This is a genomic window from Sphingobacterium sp. UBA7855, from assembly GCA_002500745.1.
Lineage (GTDB): Bacteria > Bacteroidota > Bacteroidia > Sphingobacteriales > Sphingobacteriaceae > Sphingobacterium.
In genome coordinates this window covers 164,513-177,248 of sequence record DLST01000020.1, presented here as the reverse complement: position 1 = coordinate 177,248, position 12,736 = coordinate 164,513, and the positions used below count along the sequence as shown (strand labels likewise).

Annotated in this window: 10 protein-coding genes; 7 read left to right on the top strand and 3 right to left on the bottom strand. The window is 39.6% G+C overall.

Annotated elements, in window-relative coordinates:
* The first annotated feature begins 25 nt into the window (after positions 1–25).
* The 5 genes from B2107_RS20095 (at position 26) to dltX (ending at position 6,679) form a co-directional block, all read left to right on the top strand.
* Positions 26–1,108 (top strand): efflux RND transporter periplasmic adaptor subunit, encoded by a 1,083-nt coding sequence (locus B2107_RS20095; protein WP_293957539.1) that lies wholly within the window; start codon positions 26–28, stop codon positions 1,106–1,108.
* A gap of 20 nt (positions 1,109–1,128) precedes the next feature.
* Positions 1,129–4,293, top strand: a complete 3,165-nt coding sequence (locus tag B2107_RS20090) for an efflux RND transporter permease subunit (protein WP_293957538.1) — start codon at positions 1,129–1,131, stop codon at positions 4,291–4,293.
* Complete coding sequence (locus B2107_RS20085; RefSeq protein WP_293957537.1) at positions 4,286–5,725, top strand: TolC family protein; 1,440 nt, start codon at positions 4,286–4,288, stop codon at positions 5,723–5,725. Before B2107_RS20090 ends, B2107_RS20085 begins: the two co-directional genes overlap by 8 nt.
* A gap of 68 nt (positions 5,726–5,793) precedes the next feature.
* Positions 5,794–6,537 (top strand): Bax inhibitor-1/YccA family protein, encoded by a 744-nt coding sequence (locus tag B2107_RS20080; protein ID WP_293957536.1) that lies wholly within the window; start codon positions 5,794–5,796, stop codon positions 6,535–6,537.
* A gap of 28 nt (positions 6,538–6,565) precedes the next feature.
* The gene (gene dltX / locus B2107_RS21980) at positions 6,566–6,679 is read left to right on the top strand and encodes a teichoic acid D-Ala incorporation-associated protein DltX (RefSeq protein WP_367113703.1); all 114 of its coding nucleotides are present in this window, start codon (positions 6,566–6,568) and stop codon (positions 6,677–6,679) included.
* A 192-nt stretch (positions 6,680–6,871) separates the two neighbouring features.
* Here the strand turns inward: dltX and B2107_RS20075 are convergent, their stop codons facing one another.
* From B2107_RS20075 to B2107_RS20065, 3 genes are all read right to left on the bottom strand, one after another.
* A complete protein-coding gene (locus B2107_RS20075) occupies positions 6,872–7,237 on the bottom strand; it encodes a VOC family protein (RefSeq protein ID WP_293957535.1) in 366 nt (121 codons plus the stop codon).
* A 27-nt stretch (positions 7,238–7,264) separates the two neighbouring features.
* A complete protein-coding gene (glsA, locus tag B2107_RS20070) occupies positions 7,265–8,296 on the bottom strand; it encodes a glutaminase A (protein ID WP_293957534.1) in 1,032 nt (343 codons plus the stop codon).
* 104 nt (positions 8,297–8,400) lie between these two features.
* Positions 8,401–9,792 carry a hypothetical protein gene (locus tag B2107_RS20065; RefSeq protein WP_293957533.1) on the bottom strand — a complete coding sequence of 464 codons (1,392 nt, stop codon included), beginning with the start codon at positions 9,790–9,792 and terminating at the stop codon, positions 8,401–8,403.
* A 324-nt stretch (positions 9,793–10,116) separates the two neighbouring features.
* Here B2107_RS20065 and B2107_RS20060 point away from each other — a divergent pair, with 324 nt between their 5' ends.
* Entirely contained in the window at positions 10,117–11,283 is a 1,167-nt protein-coding gene (locus tag B2107_RS20060; protein ID WP_293957532.1) for a porin, read from the top strand.
* A 20-nt stretch (positions 11,284–11,303) separates the two neighbouring features.
* Positions 11,304–12,734, top strand: coding sequence for an anion permease (locus tag B2107_RS20055; protein ID WP_293957531.1), 1,431 nt, complete (start codon positions 11,304–11,306; stop codon positions 12,732–12,734).
* Positions 12,735–12,736: the final 2 nt, after the last annotated feature.

The window sequence follows — 12,736 nt, the reverse complement described above, 5'->3', positions numbered from 1 at the left end:
TTATTTTTTAATTAGACGCTTACAAATGAAAAGAGTATTTATGCTCGCTAGTTTGGCTATTACCTTATGCCAAATCGGGTGTACTTCCAAAAAGGAAGAAAAGGAAGAAAAGGAGAAATTTACAGCGACCTCTCCGGTGCAAATGGACACCACTATCCGTAAGGACTTTGTTTCCCAGATTAGGTCTTTCCGAAATATTGAGCTTCGGGCTCAGGAGAAAGGCTATCTCGAGCAGATCTTCGTAGATGAAGGACAATTTGTCCACAAAGGGCAACTACTTTTTCGGATTATGCCGAAGATGTATGAGGCCGAATACCGTAAATCTTCGGCAGAGGTTAATGTGGCAGAAATTGAAGTTCAAAATACAAAAATGCTAGCTGATAAAAACGTCGTATCGCCCAATGAATTAGCGATGGCTAAAGCAAAGCTTGAACAGGCTAAGGCGGAGGCTGCGATTGCGAAATTGCATCTTTCCTTTACAGAAATCAGAGCACCTTTTGACGGAACTATCGACCGTATTCCGTTGAAACTGGGAAGTTTGGTGGATGAAGGTGAATTATTAACCAGTCTTTCCGACAATAGCGAGATGCTGGTTTATTTTAATGTTTCCGAACCAGAATATTTGAGCTATCAAACTAACGTTAGTAAACGCGGCGATACCCATGTGGGCCTGTTACTTGCCAATAATGAGCTATTTTCTCAAAATGGTCTTGTAGAAACCATAGAAAGTGAATTTAACAGTGAAACTGGAAATATTGCTTTTAGAGCGAAGTTTCCCAATCCAAACCGTCTATTAAAACATGGCGAGAGCGGCAAGGTCGTCATGAATTTTCCGTTGAAACAGGTTTTAATTATACCACAGAAAGCGACATACGAAATGCAGGACCGTAAATATGTGTATGTCGTCGATAAGGATGGTAAATTAAAAGCGCGTCATATCACAATTGGTAACTCCCTACCAGATTTGTATGTGGTAACGAGTGGGCTTCAAAAAGATGATAAATTTTTGTTGGACGGTATTCAGAAAGCGAAGGAAGATGAGAAGGTCAGTTACAGCTTTGTACAACCTAAAGACGCCATTTCCAATTTGAAATTAAAAACAGAATAGCCCCTTACACTTAAATTCTTATGTTTAGTCGTTTTATAAATAGACCAGTGCTTTCAATCGTTATATCACTGATTATTGTGTTTTTGGGTGTACTTTCTATGGTGCAGCTTCCTGTAACACAATTCCCCTCGATATCGCCACCGAAGGTCAATATTACAGCCGAGTATCCAGGAGCAAATGGTGAGTTGATGATTAAATCAGTTATCATTCCTTTAGAACGGGCAATTAATGGAGTTCCGGGCATGAAATATATGGCTTCTGATGCCGGTAACGACGGTGAAGCCAGTATCCAAGTGGTATTCAACCTAGGTACCGATCCCAATCAGGCATCCTTAAATGTGCAGAACCGTGTAGCTTCTGTGGTCAATAAACTTCCACCAATTGTGGTGCGTGAAGGAGTGAAGATTACACGCGAAGAATCCAATATGCTCATGTACATCAATCTTTACAGTAAAGATAAAGAGCTGGATGGAAACTTTATGTATAACTATGCGGACATGAACATTGTCTCCGAATTGCGCCGCGTGGACGGTGTTGGGGTGGCAAATATACTTGGAACCCGTGAATTAGCCATGCGTATTTGGTTGAAACCCGATCGTATGACGGCTTACAAAATATCTGCAGAAGAGGTAATGAAGGCCTTATCTGAACAGAGTTTAGAAGCTTCACCGGGTAAAGCTGGTGAATCGTCCGGTATGACCTCCCAATCTTTCGAATATGTATTGAAATACCCTGGACGCTTTACCACAACTGAAGGTTATGGCAACATCGTTTTACGTGCGGGCGAAAATGGCGAAATGCTACGTTTAAAAGACGTTGCGGATATCAAATTTGGCTCGGCGATGTACGATATCTATTCGACACTGAACGGAAAGCCATCTGCGGCGATTGTCTTGAAACAATCTTATGGAAGTAACGCATCTCAGGTCATTCAAGATGTAAAAAGCAAAATGAAAGAGTTGAAGGCATCTTTTCCGAAGGGACTCGATTATGAAATTAGTTACGACGTTTCCAAGTTTTTGGATGCATCCATGGAAAAAGTAGTTCATACGTTATTGGAAGCATTTATGCTTGTCGCTATTGTCGTATTTCTATTCTTAGGAGATTGGCGCTCAACGTTGATTCCCACCATTGCAGTGCCGGTTTCATTGGTGGGATCGTTTTTATTCATGCAGTTTTTTGGAATTACCATCAACTTGATTACACTGTTTGCATTGGTGCTTGCCATTGGTGTGGTTGTGGATGATGCGATTGTGGTTATTGAAGCCGTCCATGCCAAGATGGAAGAGCTTCATATTTCGGCTTATAAGGCAACCAAAAAAGCGATGCATGAAATCAGTGGTGCCATTGTTGCGATCACCTTCCTTATGGCGGCGGTTTTTATCCCCGTTGCCTTTATGTCCGGTCCCGTGGGTATATTCTATCGGCAGTTTTCGATTACCATGGCAACTTCAATTATTTTGTCCGGGGTTGTTGCATTGACCCTGACTCCTGCATTATGTGCGATCATGCTGAAGAATAATCATGGCAAGGCAAGAAGGAAATCCATTATCGATAAGTTTCTGGATTCTTTCAATAGATTGTTCGATAGGATGTCCAACAAATATGTTTACTTGTTGAAAGGGATAGTAGATAAACGGACGTTTACATTTTTAGTATTAATTGGCTTTTGTATTGGAGCCTATTTTTTGAACAATGCTGTTCCTGCAGGTTTTATTCCCAATGAAGATCAGGGGATGATTTATGCCATTATTCAAACGCCGCCAGGATCGACTTTGGAACGAACCAATTTAGCGGCCCAGACATTGCAAAAAGAAGCTGAAAACATTGATGGTGTACAATCGGTATCGTCGTTAGCGGGTTATGAAATCCTGACTGAAGGAACTGGAGCAAATACAGGTACTTGTTTGATCAACTTGAAAAGCTGGGAAGAACGTAAAGAATCCTCACAAGAGATTATTGAGCAACTTGAGGCTGCTGCCAAAAATATCCCAGGGGCGTCTATCGAGTTTTTCCAACCACCAGCCGTACCGGGCTATGGTGCCGCGGGTGGATTTGAGCTTCGTCTTCTGGACAAAGCAGGTTCTGGCGACTACAAAAAAATGGAAACGGTAAGCAAGGATTTTGTGCGTGAGTTGAACAAGAGATCTGAGTTATCGTCTGTATTTACCTTCTATAGCGCGAGTTTTCCACAGTACATGTTGCATATAGACAATGATCTAGCGCAACAAAAGGGTGTTACGATTGACAATGCGCTGAATACGCTTTCGACTTTGGTTGGTAGTAACTACGAAACGAACTTCATTAAGTATGACCGTCAATATAAAGTTATGGTTCAGGCTTTGCCGCAATACAGGGCTTTGCCGGAAGATATCTTAAAGCTGTATGTGAAGAATGAAAAGGATGAAATGGTCCCATTTTCAGCATTTATGCATATGGAAAAGGTCTATGGTCTTTCTGAGATCACGCGCCACAATATGTATTTGGCCTCTGAAATTTCAGGTTCTGCCGCGTCCGGCTACAGTAGTGGTGAAGCAATCCAGGTGATTAATGAAGTCGCCGCCAAAACGTTACCTCGAGGCTATGGTATTGACTGGGCTGGTATCTCCAAGGATCAAGTAGGGCGTGGAAATCAGGCGATTTACATCTTTTTGATCTGTCTCGGCTTCGTTTATTTAATTCTTTCTGCTCAATATGAGAGTTTTATTATGCCTTTCGCGGTACTACTTTCTTTACCAATCGGAATCTTTGGTGCCTTTCTATTATTGAAGTTATTGGGATTGGAAAACAACATTTATGCACAGGTCGCTTTGGTCATGCTCATAGGTTTACTTGGTAAAAATGCCGTGTTGATTGTTGAGTTTGCTGCTCAGCGGCATTCGCAAGGATTGAGTATTATTGAAGCTGCCTTGGATGGGGCAAAAGTTAGGTTTAGGCCTATTTTGATGACGTCTTTTGCCTTTATCGCTGGCTTGATTCCCTTAGTTATGGCGTCTGGCCCAGGTGCAATAGGAAACCGTACGATCGGTACGGCAGCAGCGGGAGGTATGTTGTTTGGAACAGTGTTCGGTATTTTAGTGATACCAGGCTTGTACTATATCTTCGGAACTATTGCCTCTAAACGTAAGCTTATTAAACACGAAGATGAAAATCCATTAACTGAAGAACTTGATAATAATGACTAATCTCAGCAAAAAACAATGGGTCATTGCAATTTCGCTTTCAGCAGCAGTGACGGGATGTAAGGTTCCGAAAGCGACACAAATACAGGAGAATAAATTTGTTCCACAGCAATTTACAGACGTAAATAAATCTGACACAACGAATTCAGCATCGGTTAAGTGGCGCGAATTTTTTACAGATCCAAATCTAGTTGTATTAATAGATACAGCGTTAAAAAACAATCAGGAACTGAATGTTACTTTGCAGGAGTTGGCAATCGCAAAGAATGATATTCTTTTACGAAAAGGGGCGTTGAAACCTACTGTTGGTTTACGTGCCGGAGGAGGTGTTGAAAAAGTTGGGCGATATACCAGCCAGGGTGCAGGTGATGCAAGTACAGAAATTGCGCCTGGAAAAGAAATGCCCGATCCGCTAGGAGATTTGACCATTGGCGCGTACGCAAGTTGGGAAATTGATGTTTGGAAAAAACTAAAAGATGGCGAGCAAGCTGCGCTCAATCGTTATCTTGCTACAGTAGAGGGGAAAAATTTTGTATTGAGTAGTCTTATTGCTGAAGTTGCACGCTCGTATTATGAATTATTGGCATTGGACAATCAATTGACTATTATCAAACAGAATATTGAATTACAGGACAACGCGCTTGCGGTAATCCGATTGCAGAAACAGGCTGCTCGTGTAACAGAATTGGCGGTTCAAAAGTTTGAGGCTGAGGTTTTAAAAACCAAGGGCATGGAGTTTGAAACTAGACAACAGATCAAGGAAACTGAAAATCGTATTAATTTCCTATTGGGACGTTTTCCGCAGGAGATTAAACGCAATCAAAGTAGTTTTGTAGATTTGATCCCGGCGAAAGTTCAGACAGGTTTACCTAGCCAACTCTTAAGCAACAGACCTGACATCCGAGAAGCAGAATATGAACTCACTGCAGCCAAATTGGATGTAAATATTGCACGGAAAGAGTTTTACCCCTCTCTGGAGATTTCGGCTGCTTTGGGTTTGCAGGCATTTAAACCTTCTTACTTGTTTAAAATGCCGGAATCGGTTTTATACAATTTAATTGGGGAGCTTGCGGCACCATTGATCAATAAAAATGGGCTTAAAGCAGAATTTAGTACGGCTAACGCAAAACAGATACAGGCTGTTTATAATTACGAAAAAGCAATTCTGAATGCTTACTTAGAAGTCTCTACTCAACTTTCAAATATTGAAAACCTTGGTCGCAGCTACGATTTCAAAACAAAACAGGTTGAGGTCCTTAATAATTCCGTCACCGTGTCCAACGATCTCTTTAAATCAGCGAGGGCAGACTACATGGAGGTTTTGATGACACAACGCGATGTGCTGGATTCGAAACTTGAATTGATAGAAACGAAGAAGCAGCAGCTCAATGCTGTTGTCAATATCTATAAAGATTTGGGAGGAGGCTGGAAATAAGTTGTTTGTTTGAATGGACCCCGCTAGGCGGGGTTCTTTTTTTATAAGCCCGTGCAAACTTCTTTCTTGTGGAAATAGAATTTATGTTTATTTTTAATCCTTATTTAATAAATCGTATTTGTTTTATGGAATCACAAGAGTACATTCTAATCAATGATGACGCTGAAAGGGGAGTGTTTTATAAAAAAACTTATCTTCATGTAGCGCTTTCGATTTTGGCATTTATCGTTTTGGAAACTTTGCTGATCAAATTGATCCCTTATGATTTTATCGTTTGGATGGTTAGCGGAAAATTTATTTGGTTATTCTTATTGGGATGTTTTTGGTTAGGGTCCACACTTTCATCGAGATGGACACTTTCGCAAAGCCGTCAAACCCAATATCTAGGACTAGCTTTCTATATTGTACTGGAAGCAATCATCTTTCTGCCAATGATTTTTATGGCGGTGTTTATGACGGAAGGTATTAGTGTCATTTATCAAGCAAGTATAATGACTTTGGCATTGTTTACCGGGCTTACTGTTGTAGCATTTGTATCCAATAATGATTTTTCATTCCTCAGGAATATTCTGGTAATTGGAGGCTTCTTATCCTTGGGGGCAATTGTCGCTGGTGCTATTTTTGGTTTTGAACTTGGATTATGGTTCTCGGTTGCAATGATTGCACTTGCTTCCGGAAGCATACTCTATCAAACTCAAAATCTGAAGTATAGTTACGGCAACGAACAATACGTTGGAGCGGCGCTACAGCTATTTTCATCAATAATGTTGCTGTTTTGGTATATTCTACGAATTTTAATGCGCAGAAGATAAATTTTGTTCATTTTAAAAATAAGAAACGGTGGTTAGAGTAAAGTTTATTTTAACCACCGTTTTTTACTTTTGTATAGTCTCTATTTTAGTCTATTTTTTAGATTCTTCAGCCCTTGATCGAAATCTTTGTTCATATTCATGAATAAATTCATAAAGTTCCATGGATAGGGCGATTTTCCTGAAATATTCCAAGTCACTGAGGTTTGATTAGGCGAGATCTCTTTTAGGATAAAATAACCTTTGGCTGGTTCACCTATGCTGAAATCGAGGGATGTTTCGATTGTTTCGCCATCGACTACAATCCTGCACGCGATTGACAAACAAATAGATCTGACTAAGCTGATACAATCAGGTAATAGTTGTCGGGGTCACGTAGGATAAATTGATCTTTCAAAGAATTCTCGTTGTAATGTATATCCTTCTCTATGACTGCATTTAGCAAAGTGGCGTTTTCGAAAATTTGCTGTAAATTGTCAACTCTAAAGAATAATATGAGTCCATTCCCTGCCTGTATTTGATCCCGCATAGTAGGGTGATTAGGTTCACCCCATTTGTGTAAACAGAGAATAACAGTTCCGTTATCTGTGAGAATTTCAAATGTTTCTCCTCCATGTTGACCGGTACAGCCTAAAAGCTTTTGATAGAATTGTGAGCTTTTGGGAACGTTATCCACTGCGATGATTGGTTCTGTCCGTATCATGTTATCGTTGACTTGAATTTACTAAGGTTAATAAAAGAGGCTTAGTGATTTCTCTCTCACCAAATCTAATATCATGCGATAAGCGGCCACCGAGTTACCGTGTTGATCCAAGGCTGGACTATAGGCCCCTATACCCATTTTATTCGGTACACTTACAGCGATTCCGCCACCAACACCCGATTTACTTGGAAGTCCCACAGTTCTGGCATATTCGCCGCTAAATTCGTACATCCCTGCAATGAGCATTTGCGATTGAACTAGCTGAGATAGACTTGGATTATTGTATTGCTTATTTCCATCATAACGCACACAGTGATTGGCAAAAAAGAAACCTATTTTAGCCAGATCCTCTGCGGTTATCTCAATTGAGCACTGTTTAAAATAATTATTTAGTTTATCTTCACCTTCACCATCAATGAGTCCATTGTTGCGCATCAGGTAGAACATACCTCTGTTTCGATTTCCAGTCTCCCGTTCCGAATTATATACGGATTTACTATAATCAATCTTTTCATTATTTGTTATAAAACGAATCATATTGCGTATTTTGAGAAAAGGTTCCTCACCTGTTCCTTTAATAAGCGATGTCGTTAAAATGGCGCCAGCGTTCATCATTGGATTGAGTGGTTTACCCGATGTTTCCAAATTCGCAAAATGATTGAAAGGTTTGTCCGTGCCATAGTATCCCATATTATTGAAAACAACTTGCTCGCCATTTTCCAGTACGGCAATCATCAGGGAAACAATTTTTGAAATACTCTGAATTGTAAATCTTTGCTGTACGTCGCCGATACTAACGATTGTTCCATCACTATTTACGACCGAAAGAGCAATGGACGATGCGTTGGCTTTACCCAATTCCGGAATATAATCGGCCACCTTACCTTCATTGAATGACTGTCTATTTTTATCCAATATTTTATCCAATAATGCTTTATCAACAATCGCAGTTTTAGTACCCTGCTGGTTTTGAATGCTATTTTGAGCAAAGGCTACAGGAATTGATCCGCAAGATATCAAGCCAATAATACAGGCTACCAACCTAACATTTTTTCTCATTTTTTAATTATTTATTCGTTCCAAAGATAGGGAACAGTGTATTAAAAAAAAAAGAGGTGCCAAATAGATAACGTTTTTAGCACCTCTTCCTGGTAGGTCATCCTTTAGGCTGCATTTGGAGCTGGGTCCACATTCCAACCGGAAAGTATACCGCCATAGAAAAAGAAGGTGACGTAAAAATTCTTTTTGCTCACCTTATCAGTAACGAGGTATTTTTGAGTGACATCATATGCATCTATTTTTTTATATCTAGATAATGCTATCGGGCTGGCAGCAGGGTTTTCTGAACGGACCAAATCTTGTATCTTTTGGTTGATTAATTTCATAATTCCTTCTTTTTTGAAGGGATTATTTTCGATTTTCACGTGCGCCAAGCGTGTTAAAGTTCCATTATTTTGAGCTTTTCTCGCTTTCGCCGCAGCTGTATAGGCTCTGAATTTTTCCTTGATCTGAGGGTCTTTTAAGCTATGGATGGTAAAAATAGAAATTCCCTGTGCACCATTATTTAGCGCTTCATCCATATCTGTAAATATTTCCTCATTATTTTTAGCCATCAACCCACAGTATAGGGTCGTATTTGCACCTTTGTCGCGCACATTTTCTAAGGTACAATCGCTAATAAAGCTTGGATCTTCTGTATAGAAATTGCTATACACCATTGGAAAAACAACATCTAAATTCCACTTACCCCAATCTTGACGTACCATACGCGAAGCCATTTTGGGGGTCGGAAATGGGGATGCTGCCATTGTTTTGCCATGAGAATGAACAATTTCTGCAATCATATTGGCGATATCTGTTATCTGATCGCAACGAAATTGGCGCCATTTGAGATCTTTCGATGGATCTTTTTGTGCACGAGGGTCATAGCCATATTGTTTTTTAAATTTTTCTATAGCAATGGGATGGTATCCGTAATCCCAAGCGGGATACTCGCGATCTTGGACAATATTATATTTAAGCCAAAGGGTTGTGGGGAGGACAACATCCACATAACGATTGTAGTCAATGGAGATACCCTCCAATCCCTCAACTTCACAATAGGATTCAATTTTCTTTTTGATATATTCTTTTACTCCTGGTACTACAGGCGATAAAAATTTATAATAACCAACGTATGCAGTAGTATCTGCGAGACTTTTTCCATTGCGATTGACACTGAACCAATCTGGATGCTCTTTAAGTATTTTATCTCTGTCGTGTTCCAGATTCATCGTCCAAAGCCAGGCTATAACCTGGATGCCGTATTTTTTTGCAATAGGAATCGCTACACGATACTCATCTGGACTAGCAGCATTTAACATCACGCCATCGATCCCTAGATAGTTCATCTCACGGCAAATAGAATCAAAGTTTGTTTTGGCGTTGTAATCTAGCCAGGTCCAAAACATAGCGGTTTTTTCTTTGCCTGTGGCGTGAACGCTTGATACTGAAAAGCTTTGGATCAAAAGGAGCGCAAGGCCAATAAAGCATGTTCTGATTAGTTTTTCTTTCATAATATATTTATCGATTCTAAAAATGTATTACATATTTAAATGATGAAGTTTTCTCATGAATTGCAAAATTCATGAAAAGATCAATCTATAGGTCTTAAATTTAGATTGTATTGAAATTCGCCTGTGAAATTACGTAAAAACGTGGAATTTATACCTGATCTTTTTTTAATCCGTTTGATTTTCTTACAGTTATTAAATTTTATTAGAATAACAAAACATTTTTTAAAGCTATGTGTTGTACCTACAACATTAGATTTAGAACGACAGAATTATTAACAATGAGAAGTAAGCTGGGCTACTGGCTATGAAAAAAATTGTTTAAGTATGAAGAAACGCTATATTCCAATTTCTATTGCATGTTTATTGAGCCATACCTTGGTCAAAGGGCAAGAACCAGGTAATGTACAAGAAAATAAAGTTGATTCTGTGCAACAAAAAAAAGATGACACGACTTATCCCAAGCTTCAGGTGAAAGGTTTGTTTCAGGCCCGTTACCTTGTTAGTGCTACAAAAGATGTCGATGTCAATGGGCTACATCACAGTGATGGTTCAGGTACGGATAACAATTTTATGGTAAAATATATGCGGGTACAGATGCGCGCTCAGATTAGCAAGCGTACTGAAGTTGCTGTATTAGCTAATCTCGCAGATTTCAAAAGCGATCCCAAAACAAAAGTGCTCGAAAATGCCTACTTGAAATATACATTTAGTCCCAAATTGGCCATCACAGTGGGCCAATTTCGTCCTTGGTTTGGCATCGAGGAAACTTATCCTATTGACATCATCAAATCTTTGGACTGGTCAAACCAGTATCTTGAATTCGGTAAATTAGGTTGGGCGAGTTTTCAAATCGGGGTTGCTGCGACTGGCGAGACTACGCTAGGCGATATGCCCTTTAGTTATTCTTTATCAGTGGTGAATGGGAATGGGAAGAATCAAGTTGTTGATAACGATAATGGTAAGCAATATGCCACCCGTTTGGTCTTTGGGCTTTCAAAGAAGTACGGAATTAATTTAGGACTTAATGGAGGCGTTGGCGATGTGATGAAAAAACAGGTACATGCATTGGGTGTTGATCTAACTGGTAATGTCAGTTTTGGTAAACGATGGAATCTTGATATGCAACTGGAAGCAAAACAGGCGATCAATCATAACCTCTATTATTCTTTGGAAGAAAGTGCACGGACATCCAAGTTGAGTGACTATTTGGTCCGCGGTATCTATTTTCTACCCAACTTAAGATATGAAGTAAATTATTTCAATCTAAGCGCTTTCGAGCTATCATGTCGGTATGAGTATATTGACCCTAATTACAAACTCAATGCAAATGCGCGTCAAACATATACGCCAATGTTTGGCTTGGAATTTTTAAAAAATTATGGTGCAAGGATACAGTTGGGACTTCAGTTGGACCGATATAAAAAGCAGACCGAGAATACCAGCGAATTCAATAAAAATTTATTTATTGTTCAAGTACAAAGTCGATTCTAACCTATTAAACTACGTTTATCATGAAAGAAATCAGTATTAAAAATGTTGCCATTACTTTTCTAATAGCACTCATTTTATGGTTTATCCCAATACCGAAAGGCGTCAGTCCGGAAGCTTGGCATTTATTTGCAATTTTTGCCGCTACTATTCTTGGTATCATACTAAAAGCTGCGCCGATGGGGACTATGTGTATGATGGCCATTGCCTTTACGGCCCTTACACAAGTATTGGCACCTGGAGATGCGGGTAAGTCCATTACTAAAGCTTTGACTGGATTTGGCGACAAAGTTATCTGGCTGATAGGAATCTCTTTTTTTATCGCCCGTGGCTTTATCAAAACTGGTTTGGGCAATAGGATTGCTTTTCTTTTCATTCGTGTTTTTGGAAAGAGTTCGCTGGGACTGGCTTATGGATTGGGTTTAGCAGATGTCTGTCTGGCTCCGGCTATCCCGAGCAATACTGCTCGTGGTGGAGGAATTATCTATCCAATTATGAAATCTATGGCGATTAGTTTTGATTCAGTTCCTGACAAGCCAGAGACACATCGAAAATTAGGATCTTATTTAACTTTAAACAGTTATTACATGAATCTGATCGCATCTTCCATGTTTTTGACAGGCACTGCGAGTAATCCAATGTGTCAAAAATTTGCTGCAAATCTCGGAATAGACATTACTTGGATGTCTTGGGCAGTTGCAGGGTTTGTTCCTGGTATCGTTGCTTTTTTTATTGTACCGCTTGTTCTTTATAAGTTATATCCACCTGAATTAAAAAAAACAGGTGACGCTCCTAGAATGGCTGCACAAAAACTGAAGGAGATGGGCCCAATTTCCAAAAACGAATGGTTAATGTTGCTGGCATTCTTTATTTTATTGGCATTGTGGATTTTTGGTGGCTCCTTTTCAATAGACGCTACAACAACTGCTTTCATAGGATTGACGCTTCTATTGCTAACTTCTGTATTGACTTGGGAGGACGTCAAGGCCGAAAAAGGTGCTTGGGATACAATTGTTTGGTTTGCTGTGTTAGTGATGATGGCTAGTTCTTTAAATGAACTTGGTTTCATTGGCTGGTTTAGTGATTTAATTAAAGTACAGATTGGCGATTTAAGTTGGCAAATTGCTTTTCCTGTCATTATTCTTGTTTATTTCTTTAGTCATTACATTTTTGCCAGTGCTACCGCCCATGTAGCGGCGATGTATGCTGCTTTGCTGGGCGTTGGCATTTCATTAGGTATTCCACCGATGTTACTGGCAATGATGCTCGGATTTCTGGGTTCTATCTATGGTGTCTTAACGCATTACGGACATGGCCCCGCACCTGTATTCTTTGGAAGTGGTTATGTAGATTTAAAATCCTGGTGGCTGCGGGGAATTGAAATAGGCATTGTATTGTTGGTGATTTATATGGGGGTAGGTGGACTTTGGATGAAAGTTATAGGTTATTATTAAAA